This window comes from Bradyrhizobium sp. Mp27 (genome assembly GCF_029953005.1).
Taxonomy (GTDB): Bacteria; Pseudomonadota; Alphaproteobacteria; order Rhizobiales; family Xanthobacteraceae; genus Bradyrhizobium; species Bradyrhizobium barranii.
The window spans coordinates 1-1,801 of sequence record NZ_JASAUS010000453.1; the positions used below are offsets into that span (position 1 = coordinate 1).

Consider the following 1,801-nt stretch of genomic DNA (forward strand, 5'->3'; position numbering starts at 1 on the left):
GATTGTTCCATCGCCTTCAGTCTCCTCTCGGCTCTCTGACAAGCCAAGGATCGCAGAGCGAAAGCCGAAGCGAAACCAGTCAATCAAATGGGAGAAAAGCTCCGCTTACGCAATATCCCTTCATAACGACAAACTATTTGTCCCGGACGTCGCGGCAGAGCACCCTCATTGGCCATCTGCCATTGCTGAGTGAGGGCTTGCGACAAGCGCCAGCTAGACAGTCGATAGAACCCCCATCAGCAGCGTCGATATCGTTGCCGTAACGTGACATCGCCGCCGGTGCAACGCACAAGTCGCGACACTAGGTCTTACCCATGCACCACATCCGCCCAACTCGACCTCTCTCTCACTACACTGCGCCAGTTAAAAACGAGCCAGACGAAACTTCTTGTGATGCTACAACCTCGTCATCGGTTGATCGGTCTCAGGCACCACCGTTCCCAGCTCTGAATACAGGCGGCGGACAATCTGAACTCGAGCGTCTTGAGAGAGTAGAGTTCATCTATCCCGCGGATATTGCAAATAAAGGCGATGCTCACAGATTGGCCTTGAAACAGGCATTCGCAGCAAGACAACTTCTGTATCATCCGGGAGACGTGCTTCGACAGGAAATCGCTAAAGCAGCAGGCAAGCTCGTCCGCATTGTGATGAAATTGACAGATGTTGAATTAAGCGCATTGTCGACGCGTTTAGTATCATCGGGTTGTCTGCTTGCAGACAAATCGCCGAACGTATTAATTGAGATCCTCGATCGATTGGTTGATGATGCGCGATACGAAGTAAGCCGTGCAAGCGCAACAGACCGAACGGCCTTTATTTCCTTCTTAGGCGATCTCGGAGCTTTCTATGTTGATTCTAAGAAGAGCAGTGGACCATTTCCATTGTCTGCAGAGCAGAAGCAAGCACTTCTTGGTAGGTTGTCAGACTTAATTGCTGAAGAAAAACTCACCGCGATCTCCGATGCAGTACTAAAGCGAGTAGCAAAGGTCTCCGCGGGTACGGGAGTCGTGGGGCCGAAGAAGAAGGAGGAAAGGAAGAAAATAGACGCCTCTTCGATACGAAGTGGGCTCTACGACCTCGGCGGGGAAATTGACGAAAAGCTTTGCGTGCCTGAACATATGCGAATTCCTCCGATCACTTGGAGACCGATGCATATCAAAGCAACACGGCTCTTGAACGTCCAGGAGCCCCTCGTTGGCCATATGTCGGGCTCCCCTGCTGAAGTATTGATGATGTGGGATATGCTGTGTGGTCGTGCCGAGGGCTTATACACTGCGGCCCTTGATGCGCATCGGAATGCGATCAATGCAGGCCTTGGCTCTGCGGAACCAAAGGATCATTTTAGTGCAGAAGAATGGGTAGCACGGCTCGCCCGTCTTGCCGGCGCTTGCGCGATGCAGATCGGTGTAGGTTATCACAGCGCGGTAGAAGTTGTTGAAAGCGCGCTCAAATATACTGGGCAAGACGTGCGAAGCGTGCTTGCCGATCCGGCCACAGAGGATGCTACTCGTTTGCTCGGAGCAGGTGCCGCAACGGATCTCCTTACGGAGCTTTTCGAAACTCAAACAAAGTCAACTTTGCGCCGCTCAAATGTGAGGGAGGCGACATGACTGACCAGCGCCGCCGAATTTTCCTCCGGCGGTCGGCGCAAAAAGACCCGTCAACTATTAACGCTGATTGTTGGAGACGTCTAGCCCGTCTTATTCGCGAGAGGGCGCCTGAGAGGCTGGCGAGCGTGGTGTAAAGCGCTGATGCGGCGTAGGATTCGGTTGTGAAGCCAACCCCATCACCTCAACCGCGA

Annotated in this window: 1 protein-coding gene; it reads left to right on the forward strand. The window is 53.1% G+C overall.

All coding sequences use genetic code 11. The features are described from left to right. Positions 1-314: 314 nt before the first annotated feature. Positions 315-1,610 (forward strand): hypothetical protein, encoded by a 1,296-nt coding sequence (locus QJT78_RS50865; RefSeq protein WP_129557669.1) that lies wholly within the window; start codon positions 315-317, stop codon positions 1,608-1,610. Positions 1,611-1,801 lie beyond the last annotated feature (191 nt).

Excerpts from the sequence above, each read along its gene's own strand:
- QJT78_RS50865 (WP_129557669.1), top strand. The coding sequence starts at position 315 with ATGCACCACATCCGCCCAACTCGACCTCTCTCTCACTACACTGCGCCA.